Source organism: Erwinia amylovora, assembly GCF_017161565.1.
GTDB classification, from domain to species: Bacteria; Pseudomonadota; Gammaproteobacteria; order Enterobacterales; family Enterobacteriaceae; genus Erwinia; species Erwinia amylovora.
In genome coordinates this window covers 2011963-2027625 of sequence record NZ_CP066796.1, presented here as the reverse complement: position 1 = coordinate 2027625, position 15663 = coordinate 2011963, and the positions used below count along the sequence as shown (strand labels likewise).

Sequence of the window (15663 nt, the reverse complement as noted above, 5' to 3'; positions counted from 1 at the left end):
AACCGGGACAATTCAATGAAAGTCACCGTATTTGGTATCGGCTATGTGGGTCTGGTTCAGGCTGCGGTTCTGGCCGAAGTCGGACATGACGTTCTTTGCATCGATGTCGACGAAAACAAAGTCGAAAATCTAAAGAAAGGGATCATCCCCATTTTCGAACCGGGCTTGACGCCGCTGGTTATGCAGAATTACGAGGCTGGTCGCCTTAAATTCTCTACACATGCTGAAGAGGGCGTCAATCACGGGGTCATGCAGTTTATTGCCGTTGGCACGCCACCGGACGAAGATGGCTCAGCGGACCTGAAGTACGTCACGGCGGTTGCGAGGACTATTGCTCAGCATATGCAAGGGCATAAGGTCGTGCTGGATAAATCCACCGTTCCGGTCGGTACCGCTGACCGCGTACGCCAGGTGATGGAGGAGACCCTGAAAGGGCGCGGTGCTGCGCTAAGCTTTGATGTGGTGTCCAATCCTGAATTCCTGAAAGAAGGTGCAGCAGTCAGCGACTGTATGCGTCCGGAGCGCATTGTCATCGGCACGGACAATGATGAAGTGGTGGAACTGCTGCGTGAACTGTACGAGCCGTTCAACCGTAATCATGACCGGATGATCCTGATGGACATTCGCAGTGCAGAGCTGACCAAGTATGCGGCAAACTGCATGCTGGCGACCAAAATCAGCTTTATGAACGAAATTTCCAACCTGGCGGAGCGCCTGGGTGCTGACGTGGAAAAAGTACGTCAGGGGATTGGTTCTGACTCACGCATCGGCTATTCGTTTATCTATCCTGGCTGTGGTTATGGCGGTTCCTGCTTCCCGAAAGACGTTCAGGCTCTGATCCGCACTGCGGAACAGATTGGCTACCAGCCGCGCCTGCTGCAGGCGGTAGAAGACGTCAACGACGCGCAAAAACATAAGCTGCCAACGTTTATCAAACGTCACTTCGGTGAAAACCTGCGCGGTAAAACGTTTGCCTTATGGGGGCTGTCATTCAAGCCGAACACCGATGATATGCGTGAAGCGTCCAGCCGGGTGTTGATGGAAGCACTGTGGCAAGCCGGGGCGAGCGTGCATGCTTTTGATCCGGAAGCCATGGATGAAGCGCAACGTATCTACGGCCACCGCAGTGACCTGAAGCTGATGGGAACCAAAGAAGCGGCGTTACAGGGTGCGGATGGGTTGGTTATCTGCACTGAGTGGCAGAATTTCCGCGCACCTGATTTTGACGTGATTAAAAATGCACTCAAAGAACCCGTGATTTTTGATGGTCGTAACCTGTATGATCCAGAAAGAATCATCAAGCGCGGTTTTGTTTATTATGCAATTGGCCGCGGAGCATCTCTCAACATTGCATAATTAACGAGGGCACTATGAAATATCTGGTCACCGGCGCAGCGGGCTTCATTGGCTTCCATGTGGCGCAACGCCTGCTTAACGCCGGTCACCAGGTTGTCGGCCTTGACAACCTGAATGACTATTACGATGTGAATCTCAAAACGGCCCGCCTGGCGCTTATTTCTCATCACGCCAGTTTTACCTTTATTAAGGGCGATCTTGCCGACCGGGAAGGTATGGCAGAATTATTTCGCTGCCATCGCTTTCAGCGGGTAATCCATCTTGCCGCACAGGCAGGAGTGCGTTATTCACTGGAAAACCCTCTGGCATATGCAGATGCCAATCTGGTGGGTCATCTTAATATTCTGGAAGGGTGCCGCCATAATCAGGTGGAACACCTGTTATACGCCTCTTCAAGCTCGGTATACGGGCTTAACCGCAAAATGCCATTTTCTACCGATGATTCAGTCGATCACCCGGTTTCCCTGTATGCTGCTACCAAAAAAGCCAATGAGCTGATGTCCCATACCTATTCTCATCTGTATGGCATCCCGACTAGCGGACTGCGCTTCTTCACCGTTTACGGTCCGTGGGGACGTCCGGATATGGCATTATTTAAATTTACCCGCGCAATAATTGCCGGCGAAAAAATCGACGTTTATAACCATGGCCAGATGCGGCGCGATTTCACCTATATCGACGACATTGTTGAATCTGTTTTCCGCCTGCAGGAGGTGATCCCGCAGGCGGACAAAGACTGGACGGTAGAAGCAGGTAGCCCTGCTACCAGTTCGGCCCCTTACCGGGTTTACAATATTGGCAACAGCCAGCCCGTCACCTTGATGGACTATATTGGGGCGCTGGAGAGCGCACTGGGCACGGTAGCGGATAAGAACATGTTGCAGATGCAGCCTGGTGACGTCGTCGACACCAGCGCGGATATCAGTGCCTTGTATAAGGCCATTGGTTTCAAACCGCAAACTTCAGTGAAAGAGGGGGTTGCGCGCTTTGTGTCCTGGTATAAAGAGTTTTATCACAAGTAAGGCAGACTGATGGCCTGAAAAAAAAGGAAGCCCGATTGCGGCTTCCTTTTTTTTACCTGGTGGCAACGACAAAGCAACTGCAAAAAAGCGGCCGATTATTCCACCGCCAGAACGGGACTTTGAGTTAAATTACAGCAGAAAGTCTTCGAGCTTCTTGCCTTGCTCTTCGATAGCCTGTTTGATTACCGCCGGAGTACGGCCCTGGCCAGTCCAGGTTTTATTTTCGCCATTCTCGTCGACATAAGAATACTTGGCCGGACGAGCAGCGCGTTTAGCTTTACCAGGAGTCTTGGCCGCAGCCAGTGTGGAAAGGAGTTCATTAGGGTCAATGCCATCTGCAATCAGCATATCGCGGTATTGCTGAAGTTTACGTGCACGCTCTTCAACTTCTGCCTGTGCCTGACTTTCTTCTTCACGGCGTTCATTTACCACAACTTCGAGTTTTTCCAGCATCTCTTCAAGAGTTTCCAGAGTACATTCTCTTGCCTGGGCACGAAGTGTGCGGATATTGTTCAGAATTTTAAGTGCTTCGCTCATAGTCCAATTCTCAAGATTATATTGATAGGGATGATTCTGCCTAATAATAGTGTCGGTGCTTAGGAACTGCAATAGTTAATTTCGTCAGAAACACGTTGTAGCTAATAATCGGTTACCCACCAGGTAAAAAGGTGGGGCGAAAATAGCAGGGTCAGTTAAATAACGTCATTTCAGACAGAGTTTCCCTGCCAGCAGGGGGAGGATGGCACTTATTATTAGTAAAAACTTTTCCCGTTATAACTGATACACTTTCCTCTGGCCCCCTGGTTTTGCCCGTGCGGCCGGTGCTTTACGCGGTTTATGATATACTGAGCCATCATTAACGACCTCGGAGTAAGGGCTGATGGCGCAGCTTTATTTCTATTACTCGGCGATGAATGCCGGAAAATCGACAGCTTTGTTACAATCTTCCTATAATTACCATGAACGTGGGATGAGAACCCTGGTGTATACCGCCGAGTTAGATAATCGTTTCGGCGTGGCAAAAGTCAGTTCTCGCATCGGTCTTTCATCTCCTGCTAAGTTGTATAATAACAGTACGTCACTGTTTGCAGAGATAAGCGCCGAGCATCACCGGGAACCAGTGCACTGCGTACTGGTGGATGAAAGCCAGTTTCTGACGCGTGAACAGGTTAAATCATTATCTGAAGTTGTTGATATGTTAGATATACCTGTACTCTGTTATGGGTTGCGCACGGATTTTCGCGGTGAGTTATTTACGGGTAGTCAGTATTTATTAGCCTGGTCGGATAAGCTGGTAGAATTAAAAACTATCTGTCACTGCGGCAGAAAAGCCAGCATGGTGTTGCGCATTGACGCGGGGGGGAAGCCTTTTAAAGAAGGTGAACAGGTACAAATAGGCGGTAATGAGCGTTATGTTTCTGTATGTCGTAAGCATTACTCAGAAGCGCTGGAAAATGGTTCTTTACAGGCTATTTATGGCAAGCAACATGCTGACTAAGATGGCAAAGTGATTTTTATTTGCGCAACTTTCCTCAATCTAAAGCCAATGCGTTTATAAGCATCACTTACTGTTTATTTGAGCAACATTTTGCACTGGGGGCAAATTAATCACTGTAAATCCGCGCATAACGGTTAACCCGCCAGCGATCTCAGGCATATTAATCACGCCCTCAACCATCGCGGCTGGGGGCTTTTTTTATCTTTGATGCTATCAGACTCCCCTTATGGGAACAGATTTTTCAACCCTGTTTCAGTCAGGCGTTAATAAAATCAGCGATAGCGACCTGAAGCGCAACGCGCTGCCTGCCCGCCGTTCGATCTTTATCCAAAGCCAATTTATGGCGTGTCACCCTGCATATAAACGGGTGGCGATGCCAGCTTTGCATCCTTACGCAGCGCTTTCACCTGCTTCGCCGTTACTCCAGCCGCAGCCGGGTTGCCAAACTGCCGGATAACGAAATTACTGACATCGGCCACCTGCTGGTCATCCAGTTCGGCAGCAAAGGCTGGCATAAAGATCTCACCCTGCTGCATATGGCGATGCACGCCGTTTAGCACCACCGATACCAGATTGCGTGCATCCTCCGCTCCGGTGGTGGTGTGGTGAAACAGCGACGGGTAAGCATGCAGGCCCTTGCCGGAACCGGAACCGTCTGCTGCGTGGCAACTGGCACAATTACCGGCAAATACCCGCGCGCCCGGCTGTGTCCGCCATGTTTCTTCATCAGCGCCACGCAGCGCGCTTAAAACGTTCGAAGGACGCCCCCAGACGCTGCGGTCACGAATTTGAGCGCTATTTCCGCGCGCTGGCACGCTCTTCAGGTAGATGGCAATATCGTTAAGGTCGCTATCGTGGAGATATTGCAGACTGTGCTCAATCGCTTCGGCCATCGATCCAGAAGCGCTGGCCTTTTCGACCACAAAGCCGGTTTTCAGATAGGTCACCAGCTGTTGCTGGCTCCAGCTGCCGATGCCCGCCTGCTGGTGCGGAGTGATATTAAAGGCGGCCCAACCGCCAAGGTCACCGCCGGCCAGGGCATTATCATTATCCATCCCCAGCGTGATATTGCGCGGCGTATGGCAGGTGCCGCAATGAGCCAGGGCTTCAACCAGATAGCGCCCGTTGTTCCATGCGGAGCTTTGCAACGGATCCTCCCGCAGCTCGCCGCTGTCGAAGTTGATCCACTTCCAGAAGCGCAGCCCCCAGCGCTGATTAAACGGAAACGGCAGGCTGGTCTGCGGTGACGGCTGATGTACGCCCGGTAACGACACAATATAGGCTTTTATCGCCAGCACATCCGCACGCTTTATTTTGGTGAAAGAGTCGTAAGGCATTGCCGGATAGAGTTGCTCGCCGTTTCTATTGATCCCGTCGCGCACTGCCGCCACAAACTGGTCGTCGCTCCAGCTACCGATGCCGAACTGTTTATCAGATGAAATATTTGGCGCCCAGATCTGGCCAAACGGGGTGCTGACCGCAAATCCGCCGCCAAACAGCGGGCCGTTGGTGGCGGTGTGGCAGGCGGTACAATCCCCGGCACGGGCCAGATATTCACCACGCCTGATGATGTCGCTATTCTGCGCTGCCGGCACAAAGCCGCTCTGCACAAGGATGCATGCCAGGGAAACCTGTAATATGAAGCCTTTCATCCGAACTCCTTACAGGCTCGCCAGTACGCTATCGGCCATGCGCAGCGCCAGCGCCGTTCCGGTCAGGGTTGAGTTCACCGTCGAGGCGGAAGGCATAATACCCGTGCCGGCGATAAACAGATTAGGGTGATCGTGGGTGCGGCAGTGCCCGTCCACCACTGAGTCGTGGGCATTACTGCCCATGATCATGGTGCCGGTAATATGCTGGTTGTTGTCATAGATACCGCGCTTGCTGTAGACCGCATCGCTGCCGCCCATCTCTTTCACCATGCGTTGAAAGTCCACCAGCGACTGGTCGTAGCCGCGATGTACATATTTCGAAAAGCGGTATCTGACCTCAAGGCGTGGAATGCCCCAGGCATCTTTCTCGCTGGTACTGAGGCTGACGCGGTTTTCCGGGTCGGGCAGCATCTCCAGCAGGCACTTCAGCTGAACGAAGCGCTCGGACTGGAAAGCCAACTTATCGTTCAGCGCCTGACCGTAATAACCCTGGCGTATCAGGCGTTCGGTCAGATAGCGTATCGGTGACGTATTGGCCACATCGATGCGCAGCGCTGAACGTTGCCCGCGGAAATTGCCGTCACGCATATTGTTGATACTGCCCGGGCGCATCGGTCCCCGGCCAGACCACATGGGCTCATCGGCATAAAACTCAACGGAAGAACCCGGGTGGTCCATCAGATGACGACCGACCATACCGGAGCTGTTGGCGATGCCGTTGGGGTAACGTTCGCTGGTGGAGAGCAGCAGAATTTTCGGGCTTTCAATACCGTTGGCGGTCAGGACAAATTGACGGCCGGTAACGCGGTGACTGGTTTTGTTGCGGTCAAAATAATGCACCGCCTGGATCACCCCTTTCTCATCCGCCTCAATACGATATACCACCGCATTAGCGACAATCTTCACCCCGGCGTCCAGCGCCTTACGCGCCGATATACCGCCATGATACTGGGCATCAATCGGGCATACCGGCATACAATTGTTATTACCGCAGCAGGCCGGGCGGCCATCGAAAGGAATACTGTTACGTGCCTGTGGGCCAATCCCTACCTCATAGCCCAGCGGCGCAAGGCGCTGCTTCAGGCGCTCAAAGCCGTAAGGCAGCGGAATGCCCGGCAGCGGGTAGGGGCGTGAACGCGGCGAATCGAGGTCGCTGTCACCGGAAACCCCCATCTGGTATTCGGCATCGATATAACAGGGTTCCAGCTCTTCATAGCTGATTGGCCAGTCACGCCCCACGCCGTATAGCGATCTGATACGCATATCGTTCGGCAACAGGCGGAACGCCTGACCGGCCCAGTGCCAGGTGGTTCCCCCCGTGCCGCGCAGATACTGGGCGCGATAGGGATCCGGGCCTTTCTGGATCAGATAGTTGTTATCGTCAGGAATGAATTTCGGCTGAGGAGCCCAGGGCTGCGCGGGGAAAGGCTCGGTAAAATCGCCTTTAAACGGTGAGTTACGGAAGGCTTCCACGGCGAGATCGCGTTTGATCTCGGGGCCGGACTCCAGCATCAGCACCGTCGCCCCCGCTTTCACCATTTTCAGCGCGGCCAGAGAACCGGCAATACCGGCGCCGATCACCACCACATCGGCGCTAAGTGATTCAGACATGCGAACTCCTTGCTGGCGGCCGTGTCCAGAAATTCGGTTCTCCCGGCGCGTAGCTTGGGGGTAACAGCGAGTTTTTCACCAGCCGATAGCTGACGATATTTTCAAAGGCGATGCACTGCGGGCGCGGCAGCGGGCCAACCACCCCGAGATACCAGCCTGAAACCAGCGTCTGATACAGCTCGCGTAGCGCCGCTGGCTGCTGCGCGAGCAGCGTCAGCAGCGCGGCGCCGTGGGTACCGGGGTGGGCCGCCAGCAGAGCATTAAGCTCATCCAGCGCGGTGTCCAGAAGGGGATTGTCGGCGTACAGCCAGCTGTAAAGCCGCTGTGCCAGCAGCGCATCAGGCTGCGCCATGCCGGTCAGCGCGCGGGAAAGCTGTATAAAGCTGTGTGACGGCGTAACGGCAGCGGCCAGCGGTGGACTGGCGATAAAGCGGACGGAGAAAGCCTTCATCAGGGCGCCAGCCACCAGCAGGCCCCCCGTGCCGGTCAGTAACCGGCGGCGTGAAAGGGCGCGCATAGAAACTCCTTAATCAGCGGCCGGTGAGTTCAGGGCCTCGGCCGCAGCCTGTGAAGCCTGATTATCCAGTTGCTGGCTGGGCGTACTGACGCCGAGAGCGCCGACCACTTCATGTCGCAAAGTCAACGGGTAGCCACCGCCAAGCGCAAGCGCATGAGGGATGGCCAGCACGGCGGTTTCGCCATTTTGCAAACGCTGCATAAATTTTAACGAAGGTGTGCGGTAAAGCGCAGAAGTGCGGGCTTTACCGATAGCGGCATCCACGCATCCCGGCGTGGCGCCATCAAAGCGCTGAAAGGCGAGCAATGTGCCGCTGGCATCAAGCACCGCCACGCAGCCGGTACTTTTTTCGTTTTTGAGGGAGGCAGCGACATGCTTAATCACCAGCGCGGTTTGGCGATTGTCGAGCTGCGCAGCGTGCACCTGACTGAGCATGGCCAGTAACAGGCCGCTGGCAAACCGTTTATACGTCTTCATCGGATGATTTCCCACTTTTCTTCTGTGGCGAGCGGCGGTGCGCTGTCAGCCTGGTTGCGGATAAGAGGAACTGCCCATCGCCGGTTAGGCAATTGTGCACGTCATCTGTCATTTAAATGCCCTGGTTCTCAGTATAAATTATTGATCATGATGAATTTTATCCACAGCCGCTTGCCAGGTAAACGGCGTAAGCTGGGCGTATGTCACATCGTGGGCCTTTAGCGCGTCCACCAGTCCCTGCTGGGTAGCGGCTGTCGCCGCGCTCATTGCCGGGGCCACATTCACATCATGCAGAGTTTTCACCACTTCCTGCATCTCCTCGGCGCGGCGCTGGCCGTGCTCGGCTACCCGGCTAATCAGGTAGTGGGGCAGCTGGTCGTCCCAGCCCAGCGAGGGGAAACTGGCATGTAGCGAATCGACTACCGCCTGCTCCACGCCGTAACGGCGTGCCGCGCTAAGGCATTCGGTGGTGAGCGCCTCAAGTCCTTTGATCATCACGCTGCGGCACATCTTGATGGCGGAGGCTTCACCCACTTGCAGACTGTACAGGCGGCTGTTCAGCCCCAGACTTTGCAGCAGGTCGTTGACCGTTGCACCCTGGCTGCCGCCGAGCAGCAACGGGGTGGCCAGCCGTTTGGGCGGCACCGGGGCCATTACCGCTACGTCGATATAAGCGGCCCCCTGTGCGCCAATCAGCCTGGCGGCAGCGCGTTTGGTCTCAGGGGCCACCGAATTGAAATCAAGAAAGGTTTGACCCGGCCGCAAAAACGGGGCGGTGTGCCGGGCGACGTTCAGCGCTTCTGCGGCCGTGACGGTGGAGAAAATAATCTCTGCGTCCTGCAAGGCTTCAGCCAGCGATGCCGCCAGCTGCACTCCGCAGGCTGATGATTTGAGCTGCATGGCAGCCGAACTGGCGGGCCGGGTGTTTTTGACATCCCAAACTGTCAGCTGAAGCGACGGCTGCTGCTGCAGATCGGCGGCGAAAATACCGCCCGCCTCGCCAAATCCAATAACGGTTATCCTCATCTTGCTACTCCGCGCTAATGGGCCAGACTGAACCCGGGATCAGCACCTCACCGGCAAAAATCAGCCGGGCGGTACGCAGCAGGCCGCAGCCTGCAAGCTGGCCGGCGTGATCTCGCTGGAGTCGTACGCTGAACTCTCCGCCGGGGTGCTCAACGCTCAGGCGCTGACTGTTTTCACTGCCGGTGCGCGCCAGCCTGTGTGCCACGCTGCCGGGGATCAGGCAGGCGGTAGCCACGCTCACCGCGCCAAAAACGCCAATCGAGGCGTGACAGCGGTGGGGAATGAAGGTGCGCGAACTGATGGCTCCGCCGTTGCGCGGTTCAGCAAGCAGGGTCATTTTCGGCACCGTGCGCTGGCTGACATCACCGAGGTTCATACGCGGCCCGGCCTGCAGACGAATCGATTCCAGGCGACTTTTCAACGCTTCATCGGCGTCCAGCTGCTCGCGGCTTTCATAACCGCTGCGGCCAAGCGAGTCGGCTCGCACCAGCACCACCGGCATACCGTTGTCGATGCAGGTCACTTCGATATGATCGATGCGATCTCTGGCCTGACCGGTGGGCAACAGTGCCCCGCAGCTTGACCCGGCAATATTTTGAAAATTAAGCACAATCTCTGCGGCACTGCGCGGTACGCCGTCAATTTTCAGCTCGCCATCGTAATCCATCTGGCCATTGGGGGTGGCAAACTCCGCCACTGCAATTTGCCCGGTGTTTTGCATAAAAATGCGTATCGCGCTGCGTTCACCCTGTGCGCTGACCAGGCCACGCTCCAGGGCAAACGGCCCCATCGCCGCAAGGATATTGCCGCAGTTCTGGCCGTAGTCGACATGGGCGACATCGACATCGACCTGGGCAAACAGGTAATCAACATCCGCGTCCGCCCGGGTAGAAGGCTGGACAATCGCGACCTTGCTGGTGAGCGGATCTGCGCCGCCTAATCCGTCTATCTGGCGGATATCGGGCGAGCCCATCACCGCCAGCAGTACGCGGTCGCGCAGCCCGGGGTCTTGCGGCAGGTCGGCGGCGAGAAAACAGGCGGCTTTCGAGGTGCCGCCACGCATCAGCAGGCAAGGGATCCGGCGCTGGCGCATGTTATTCCTCCCAACCTTCAAGGTTGTCGACATAGCGCAGCCCTTTCTCTGCCAGACGCGCGCGCATCTGATAGATATCCAGCCCCAGTTCGCCGTTGGCCAGGCGGACGCGTTTGCTTTCTTCCCGCTCGCCGCGCTGACGGGCGCTGGTGGCCACTGCTGCGGCCTGTTGCCGCGCCACCACCACCACGCCATCGTCGTCGGCGACGATAACATCACCGGGCCAAACCAGCTGCCCGGCGCACACCAGCGGCACATTGACCGAACCCAGCGTCTCTTTCACCGTGCCCTGGGCATACACCGCCCGCGACCAGACGGCGAAACCCATTGCGCGCAGGGTGCGGGTATCACGTACCCCGAGATCCGCCACTAAACCGATGACGCCGCGTGCCTGAAGTGAGGTAGCCAGCAGATCGCCAAAAAAGCCGTCGATGCAGGGAGAAGTGGGAGCCACTACCAGAATATCTCCCGGCTGGCACTGCTCAACGGCGACATGAAACATCCAGTTATCGCCGGGCGCGACCAGCACGGTGACCGCACTACCGGCAATGGCGTTGTCGCGCTGGATTGGTCGGATCGCCGCATCCATTAAGCCTTTACGCTCCTGTGCTTCATGAACGGTGGCCACCCCGGCGGCGCCAAGCGATGCAATATCCTTGCCGGCGGCCCGCACAATATGGCGCACCACCACGCCTTTTTTACCGATGATGCTCATGCCAGATCCTCCGTTACCCGCGGGAAGATGCTCTGATAGCCTTCGCCGTAACTGATGTCGCGCTGGCTGGTGATGCCGACATTACGTTTAGCCTGCACGCCGCGCTGCTGCGCCACGCGGGTGTAGTATTGCCAAAGATGTTCCTGGCCGGCCATGCATTGGATCGCCTGATACTTTTTGTCCCAGACGCGGGTGATATCCAGCAGCACGTCCGGCTTCCAGTTGCACTGTTCCGGCTGATGGGGTTCAAAGCAGTACAGCGGGGGCGCACCAATAATCTTCTCGCCAGGGCGATAACCCTCTGCCTGGGCGATAATGCGCGCTTCCTGGGCCAGATGAGTCGCCAGTGGATGATCGTAGTTGTAGGGATCGTGCAACGAATGGCTCAGCACAAAGTGCGGCTGTACCCGGCGATAGACGTCGGCCAGACGAAACAGCGTCTCTTTGTCGGCGCGCAGGGGATAATCGCCAAGGTCAAAGAACTCAATGCTGGCACCGAGGATCTCTGCGGCAGCCTGGGCTTCTTCGCGGCGTGATGCCTTAACCTTTTCTTCGCTCATCTCGCCCTTGCGCCACAGCTTCGCTGATTCTCCTCGTTCGCCAAACGACAGACAAACGACGTGGACCTGGTAACCTTGTGCATGGTGCAGCGCGATGGCCCCACCGGCGCGCCAGACGAAATCGGCAGAGTGGGCGCTGACCACCAGCGCGGTTTTGTTGGCAGTATTTTCGGTCATGGCATTCTCCTCGGCGTTTTTTCCATGCTGTCACCCGGCGTGCAGGCGGGATAATTCATTTGATTGCAGCGGGTATGCGTTTTATTTATATTGCGGGTCCGGTCTCAGGCGGAAAAGGGCGGTAAAGGATGGCGTCAGAACAGGCAGGCGAGTTGGTAAACCTGATGCAAATCAGGGCATTCAGGCAGGTTGTTGCTCAGGGAAGCGTCTCTAAGGCGGCAGATGAATTATTTCGCACTCAGTCAGCCATTACCCGATCGATTCGTGATTTGGAACTCACTTTAGCGGTGCCGCTGTTTGAACGTCATGCCGGAGGCATGATGCTGACAGACTTCGGTAAATGCGTGCTGCCACGCGCTCACCGGGCAGTAGACGAACTGCTTCAGATCCCCCTGCAGCTGGCAAAATTACAGGGGCGCGCCAGTCCGCGCGGAGATATTGAGCCACTGTGGTTGTTCAATGTGCGCCGCCTGCAAATATTTATTACCCTGTGCCAGACCCGGCATATGCAGTCGGTGGCGGCACGGCTGGGTTTAAGTCAGCCAGCGGTGAGCGCGGCGCTCAAGGTACTGGAAAACGGCGCCGGGGTGGCGCTTTTAGAGCGGACGCCGCACGGCATGATGCCGTCACTTGCCGGGCGCGAGATTGAAGCCGGTATCCGGCGTGCGCTCAACGAACTGCGCCATATCCCGGCAGATATTGCCGCGCGATGTGGGGTGCTGGAAGGCACGGTGCGGGTGGGCGCGCTGCCGCTGGGGCGCACGCGCATATTGCCGCAGGCGATAGTGATGCTTACCGCGCGTTATCCCGGCGTGCGGGTGGTGACCAGCGAAAGCGCTTTTGCCCTGCTGGCCTCGGAGATGCGTGCCGGAGATATCGATTTCATTTTCGGCGCGCTGCGCCGCGATGAGGATGCGCTGGATGTCACGCGGGAAACGCTGTTTTCCGAACGCATGATACTGCTGGCGCGGCACGACCATCCGCTGGCTGGAAAGGCTGTCAGTCATCAGGATCTGCGCCAGGCGCGTTGGGTCTTGCCGCGATCGGCAACGCCAGCCCGTCATTTGTTAGATGACAGCTTCCGGGCGATGGGTATCCCGGCGGCCAATCCGGTGGTGGAAACCGGCGATCTGGCGCTGGTACGCGGCCTGCTGATGCAGTCGGATATGCTGGCGGCGGTTTCCGCTCACCAGTTAGAGGTCGAACTGGCCTGTGGTGCGCTGGTGGCACTGCCGGTGGCGTTAGCTAACACCGAACGGGCTATCGGCCTGACGGTGCGTGCTGGCTGCCTGCATTCCCCGGCGGCGCAAGCGCTGATCGGCTGTCTGCGCGAGGTATGCGGGCAGGGCAGAGATGCCCCTGACCCGGCGGGAGAAAGGCGACTTAAGCCAATTTAGCCGGCGGATCGCTCAACCGAACCACCGGGGGATGAGCCGCTAATCCTGTGCCGCTTCAAGCAGCGCATAGCGATAGCCGCGAATGCCGTAGCCGCAAATCACCCCTTGCGCCACATCCGACAGGTAAGAGTGATGGCGAAACGGTTCCCGGCTGTGCACGTTGGTGATGTGAACCTCCCACAGCGGCAGAGAAACGGCCGTTACGGCGTCACGTATTGCCACTGAGGTGTGCGTCCATGCCGCCGGATTGATCACCAGCGCCTGAGCCTGGGTACGCGACTGCTGGATCCATTCCACCATCTGGCCTTCATGATTGGTTTGGCGAAACACAATGTCGACATCCAGCTCCGCCGCCGTGTCGCGGCACAGCGTTTCGATATCTGCCAGCGTCGCTGAACCGTAGGTTTCAGGTTCACGGGTGCCGAGCAGGTTGAGGTTCGGCCCGTTAAGAACATAAATGGTTTTCATAACGCTCCTTCAGATGCGAAGTTAAACAGTCGTTCAGGCGTTTCCCACAGCACCTGACGGCGCGTTTTGTCATCGGGGATCAGCTGATCAACCAGCAGCAGTTGGGTGCCCATATCCATCCGCTCGCTGGCGCGCAGGAATGGCCAGTCAGAACCCCACATACAGTTTTCAGCACCGAAGGCATCCAGCAGCGCCAGCAGGTAAGGGTGGCCATCGCTGAACGGATAAGGCTGGCGCGAAAACTTCGCCAGGCCAGAGAGCTTCACCGAGCAGCGCTCGCCGCCCGCCAGCGACAACAACGCCCGGAATGCCGGCTGCCGCAGCCCGGCGCTGACATCAGGGCGGCCGCAGTGGTCAAACAGGATCCGGGTGCGGGTGCGGGCCAGCAGCGGCAGCAGCGCCAACAGCTGGTCATCCTGTACCTGGATTTGGGCAAAAAGGTTCAGGTCGGCCAGGTCGGACATCAGCTGATCAAGGTGCAAAAAAGGGTCGGTGCCGAGCATCGCCACATTTAGCGCAATGCCGACCACGCCCTGTGATTGCAAATCTGCCAGCGTTTGCACGTTGGTATCCCTGTGCACCACGGCGATGCCTTTGAAACGCCCCTCGCCCCGCCGCAGGGTATCCAGCAGGCAGCGGTTATCGGTGTTATAGCCCGAAGTCGGGCCGACGATCAGCGAATGCCGGATGTTGTACGCCGTCATCACCGCGCGATAGTAGTCCGGCGTGGCCAGCTCGTGCCCTTGCGGGTTGTAAGCGCTCTCCGCCGACCAGGGGAATCGAGCCGGATCGAATACGTGATGATGGCAGTCAATAATTGGTTGAGTAAACATCAGTCTGCTTTCCCCGCTACGGAATAAAGAACCTGTTGATTTCGCGTCTGCTGGAACTGTTCAAGCGTCTCGCCGCGCATCGCCGAATAGATATGCAGATTGGAAACGCCGACCACCGCCCCGAGTTTTTCCAGCAGGAAGAAACTGACGCCATAATGGATCATGCCGCGCCAGTCGAGCTGATTGATCAGCGCTTGTTCCTCCGCGCTCAACCCGGCTTCAGCATACAGCGACTGCGGCGCAGTACGAAAACGTGTACGCCACTCGGGCTGGATCATCCGGTGCAGGAAGCGATTGATACGTATCGCCTTCAGGCTGCGAGCCTGGGTGAACGGGTAAGTACCCGGCAGCTTGTCCACGCCGTTGAGCTGAAGATTGATTTTATCCCGCTGACGCTGGTGCACATCCACCGGGGCTTCCCGTGACTGATTTTCGAGGATCAAGGTGGCAATCCCGGTCATCGACGGCAGGTAATAATCCTGATGCAGCTTTTGCACGTTGGCCGACAGCGCACCGCGCATGATCAACCACATTATCACCTCCGCACCCTCCAGGCCGCCCAGCGTGGCGTATTCGGCCAGCGTTAACTCCGTCAGGCGCTGCGGGTCATTGACCAGCAGGTCGATGAACTGAGCATCCCATTGTGGATTGTTATAGCCACAGCGCTCGCCGTGAACCTGATGCGACATGCCGCCGGTTGCCACTATCGCCACCTTCAGATCCTGTGGGAAGCTTTCTACCGCACGCTTCAGCGCCTGGCCCAGCCTGTAACAGCGCCGGGCGGTCGGGATGGGGAACTGTAATACGCCCACTGCCAGGGGCACTACCTGCATCGGCCAGCCGTCCTGATACGGTATCAGCGCTGACAGCGGCGAGAACAGACCGTGGTCCAGTGGCTTATCCTGGAAGAATGACATATCAAATTCGTCGGCCATCAGGCTGGCACCAATATGCTGTGACAGCGCGGCATGGCCTCTGACCGACGGCAGATCGCGCGGGCCACCGCCTTCGTCCGCGACGGCATATTGCTCGTCAATACCCAGCAAAAAGGTCGAGTAGTGATCGAAGAAGAAAGAGGTGACGTGATCGTTAAACACGTAAAGCAGCACGTCGGGTTTTTTCTCCTCCAGCCAGCGCTGCATCGGGGCAAAGCCATCGAAGATCGGAGCCCAGCCTTCCTCCTGCTGTTTATGATGGTCGACTGCAAAGCCTATGGTCGGAGTGTGAGAAACAGCCAGCCCGCCGATAATTTTTGCCATAA

Annotated in this window: 16 protein-coding genes; 4 read left to right on the top strand and 12 right to left on the bottom strand. The window is 56.9% G+C overall.

The window, feature by feature from the left end; genetic code table 11:
• Window positions 1-15 precede the first annotated feature (15 nt).
• Both JGC47_RS09405 and JGC47_RS09400 read left to right on the top strand, forming a co-directional pair.
• Window positions 16-1356: a UDP-glucose dehydrogenase family protein gene (locus tag JGC47_RS09405; RefSeq protein WP_004157796.1), complete on the top strand. Its 1341-nt coding sequence runs from the start codon at window positions 16-18 to the stop codon at window positions 1354-1356.
• A gap of 14 nt (window positions 1357-1370) precedes the next feature.
• The gene (locus JGC47_RS09400) at window positions 1371-2378 is read left to right on the top strand and encodes an NAD-dependent epimerase (protein WP_004157794.1); all 1008 of its coding nucleotides are present in this window, start codon (window positions 1371-1373) and stop codon (window positions 2376-2378) included.
• A gap of 129 nt (window positions 2379-2507) precedes the next feature.
• On the opposite strand, the gene hns is transcribed toward JGC47_RS09400, so the two are convergent.
• Window positions 2508-2915 (bottom strand): histone-like nucleoid-structuring protein H-NS, encoded by a 408-nt coding sequence (hns, locus tag JGC47_RS09395; protein WP_004157793.1) that lies wholly within the window; start codon window positions 2913-2915, stop codon window positions 2508-2510.
• A 343-nt stretch (window positions 2916-3258) separates the two neighbouring features.
• On the opposite strand from hns, the gene tdk reads away from it, so the two are divergent.
• On the top strand, window positions 3259-3876 hold the full coding sequence (gene tdk, locus JGC47_RS09390; RefSeq protein ID WP_004157792.1) for a thymidine kinase: 618 nt from the start codon (window positions 3259-3261) through the stop codon (window positions 3874-3876).
• Between the two features lie 338 nt (window positions 3877-4214).
• On the opposite strand, the gene JGC47_RS09385 is transcribed toward tdk, so the two are convergent.
• From JGC47_RS09385 to galB, 8 genes are all read right to left on the bottom strand, one after another.
• Entirely contained in the window at window positions 4215-5528 is a 1314-nt protein-coding gene (locus tag JGC47_RS09385; protein WP_004157790.1) for a cytochrome c, read from the bottom strand.
• A gap of 9 nt (window positions 5529-5537) precedes the next feature.
• Entirely contained in the window at window positions 5538-7139 is a 1602-nt protein-coding gene (locus tag JGC47_RS09380) for a GMC family oxidoreductase (protein ID WP_004157789.1), read from the bottom strand.
• Window positions 7132-7656: a sugar dehydrogenase complex small subunit gene (locus tag JGC47_RS09375; RefSeq protein WP_004157788.1), complete on the bottom strand. Its 525-nt coding sequence runs from the start codon at window positions 7654-7656 to the stop codon at window positions 7132-7134. The genes JGC47_RS09380 and JGC47_RS09375 overlap by 8 nt, the downstream gene beginning before the upstream one ends.
• 9 nt (window positions 7657-7665) lie before the next feature.
• Complete coding sequence (locus JGC47_RS09370) at window positions 7666-8133, bottom strand: GlcG/HbpS family heme-binding protein (protein WP_004157787.1); 468 nt, start codon at window positions 8131-8133, stop codon at window positions 7666-7668.
• 138 nt (window positions 8134-8271) lie between these two features.
• Entirely contained in the window at window positions 8272-9159 is an 888-nt protein-coding gene (locus tag JGC47_RS09365; RefSeq protein ID WP_004157786.1) for an NAD(P)-dependent oxidoreductase, read from the bottom strand.
• 4 nt (window positions 9160-9163) lie between these two features.
• On the bottom strand, window positions 9164-10252 hold the full coding sequence (locus tag JGC47_RS09360; RefSeq protein ID WP_004164359.1) for a 4-oxalomesaconate tautomerase: 1089 nt from the start codon (window positions 10250-10252) through the stop codon (window positions 9164-9166).
• Window position 10253: 1 nt separating this feature from the next.
• Entirely contained in the window at window positions 10254-10967 is a 714-nt protein-coding gene (locus tag JGC47_RS09355) for a 4-carboxy-4-hydroxy-2-oxoadipate aldolase/oxaloacetate decarboxylase (RefSeq protein WP_004164357.1), read from the bottom strand.
• A complete protein-coding gene (gene galB / locus JGC47_RS09350) occupies window positions 10964-11704 on the bottom strand; it encodes a 4-oxalmesaconate hydratase (RefSeq protein WP_004157784.1) in 741 nt (246 codons plus the stop codon). The genes JGC47_RS09355 and galB overlap by 4 nt, the downstream gene beginning before the upstream one ends.
• A gap of 128 nt (window positions 11705-11832) precedes the next feature.
• Here galB and JGC47_RS09345 point away from each other — a divergent pair, with 128 nt between their 5' ends.
• Complete coding sequence (locus JGC47_RS09345; RefSeq protein WP_004157782.1) at window positions 11833-13101, top strand: LysR family transcriptional regulator; 1269 nt, start codon at window positions 11833-11835, stop codon at window positions 13099-13101.
• Window positions 13102-13140: 39 nt separating this feature from the next.
• On the opposite strand, the gene aroQ is transcribed toward JGC47_RS09345, so the two are convergent.
• From aroQ to JGC47_RS09330, 3 genes are read right to left on the bottom strand one after another with little or no spacing between them, the layout of a single operon-like run.
• A complete protein-coding gene (gene aroQ / locus JGC47_RS09340; protein WP_004157781.1) occupies window positions 13141-13569 on the bottom strand; it encodes a type II 3-dehydroquinate dehydratase in 429 nt (142 codons plus the stop codon).
• Entirely contained in the window at window positions 13566-14402 is an 837-nt protein-coding gene (locus JGC47_RS09335) for an amidohydrolase family protein (protein ID WP_004157780.1), read from the bottom strand. The genes aroQ and JGC47_RS09335 overlap by 4 nt, the downstream gene beginning before the upstream one ends.
• Window positions 14402-15661 carry a gallate dioxygenase gene (locus JGC47_RS09330; RefSeq protein ID WP_004157779.1) on the bottom strand — a complete coding sequence of 420 codons (1260 nt, stop codon included), beginning with the start codon at window positions 15659-15661 and terminating at the stop codon, window positions 14402-14404. Before JGC47_RS09330 ends, JGC47_RS09335 begins: the two co-directional genes overlap by 1 nt.
• Between the last annotated feature and the right edge of the window lie 2 nt (window positions 15662-15663).

What these genes read in the sequence shown, in the direction of transcription:
- JGC47_RS09370 (WP_004157787.1), bottom strand. Translation starts at nt 8,133, where the DNA reads ATGAAGACGTATAAACGGTTTGCCAGCGGCCTGTTACTGGCCATGCTC.
- tdk (WP_004157792.1), top strand. Translation starts at nt 3,259, where the DNA reads ATGGCGCAGCTTTATTTCTATTACTCGGCGATGAATGCCGGAAAATCG.
- hns (WP_004157793.1), bottom strand. Translation starts at nt 2,915, where the DNA reads ATGAGCGAAGCACTTAAAATTCTGAACAATATCCGCACACTTCGTGCC.
- JGC47_RS09360 (WP_004164359.1), bottom strand. Translation starts at nt 10,252, where the DNA reads ATGCGCCAGCGCCGGATCCCTTGCCTGCTGATGCGTGGCGGCACCTCG.
- JGC47_RS09375 (WP_004157788.1), bottom strand. Translation starts at nt 7,656, where the DNA reads ATGCGCGCCCTTTCACGCCGCCGGTTACTGACCGGCACGGGGGGCCTG.
- JGC47_RS09385 (WP_004157790.1), bottom strand. Translation starts at nt 5,528, where the DNA reads ATGAAAGGCTTCATATTACAGGTTTCCCTGGCATGCATCCTTGTGCAG.
- JGC47_RS09405 (WP_004157796.1), top strand. Translation starts at nt 16, where the DNA reads ATGAAAGTCACCGTATTTGGTATCGGCTATGTGGGTCTGGTTCAGGCT.
- JGC47_RS09335 (WP_004157780.1), bottom strand. Translation starts at nt 14,402, where the DNA reads ATGTTTACTCAACCAATTATTGACTGCCATCATCACGTATTCGATCCG.
- JGC47_RS09345 (WP_004157782.1), top strand. Translation starts at nt 11,833, where the DNA reads ATGGCGTCAGAACAGGCAGGCGAGTTGGTAAACCTGATGCAAATCAGG.
- JGC47_RS09400 (WP_004157794.1), top strand. Translation starts at nt 1,371, where the DNA reads ATGAAATATCTGGTCACCGGCGCAGCGGGCTTCATTGGCTTCCATGTG.
- JGC47_RS09330 (WP_004157779.1), bottom strand. Translation starts at nt 15,661, where the DNA reads ATGGCAAAAATTATCGGCGGGCTGGCTGTTTCTCACACTCCGACCATA.
- JGC47_RS09380 (WP_004157789.1), bottom strand. Translation starts at nt 7,139, where the DNA reads ATGTCTGAATCACTTAGCGCCGATGTGGTGGTGATCGGCGCCGGTATT.
- JGC47_RS09355 (WP_004164357.1), bottom strand. Translation starts at nt 10,967, where the DNA reads ATGAGCATCATCGGTAAAAAAGGCGTGGTGGTGCGCCATATTGTGCGG.
- aroQ (WP_004157781.1), bottom strand. Translation starts at nt 13,569, where the DNA reads ATGAAAACCATTTATGTTCTTAACGGGCCGAACCTCAACCTGCTCGGC.
- galB (WP_004157784.1), bottom strand. Translation starts at nt 11,704, where the DNA reads ATGACCGAAAATACTGCCAACAAAACCGCGCTGGTGGTCAGCGCCCAC.
- JGC47_RS09365 (WP_004157786.1), bottom strand. Translation starts at nt 9,159, where the DNA reads ATGAGGATAACCGTTATTGGATTTGGCGAGGCGGGCGGTATTTTCGCC.